We start from the raw sequence: 526 nt of genomic DNA on the forward strand, positions 1-526 counted from the left end.
AGTGGCCGAACCGGTGGTGCTGTTGGCAGCCACGACGACCGTGGTGCCATCGGTCAGCTTGAAGTACAGCTCCGAGTGGTTGTTGATCGGCAGACCGTCTTTGTTGGTCAGGGTGATGGTGTAAGTGATCTCGCCACCCTCGGTCACCGAAGGTGTAGCGGTCAGTTTTGCCACCACTTCATCGATGGTGTCGGTCACTTTGACCGAAGCATCACCGCCCAACTGCAGGTTCTCGAAGGTAGCGCCCGTGACGTCCACAGCCGACTTGATGCCCAGGGTGATTTCGCCGGCGTCTTGGTAGACGTCGTCACCTTGTGCCGCGTGCTCGTACGACGCGCTGGTGTCGCCGGCTTTGATGGTGACTTGGGCGTTGTTGCTCAAGGTCACGACCAGGTCGTGATCCAGCGGCTGGTTCACGTGCACGGTGAACGTCGGTTTGACGTTCTCGGCGACGGATTCCTGGTCAGCCGTGATAGTTACCTTGACGATGTCGCCTTCGTTGCCTGGAGTGCCTGGCTCGTCAGTG

General features: G+C 59.5%; 1 protein-coding gene. It reads right to left on the bottom strand.

What is annotated here, in order from left to right; all coding sequences use genetic code 11:
* On the bottom strand, positions 1-526 hold a 526-nt coding region (locus ACNFBR_RS29260; RefSeq protein ID WP_416737880.1), incomplete at both ends, for an immunoglobulin-like domain-containing protein.

It is taken from the genome of Pseudomonas sp. NY11955, assembly GCF_048068035.1.
Taxonomy (GTDB): Bacteria; Pseudomonadota; Gammaproteobacteria; order Pseudomonadales; family Pseudomonadaceae; genus Aquipseudomonas.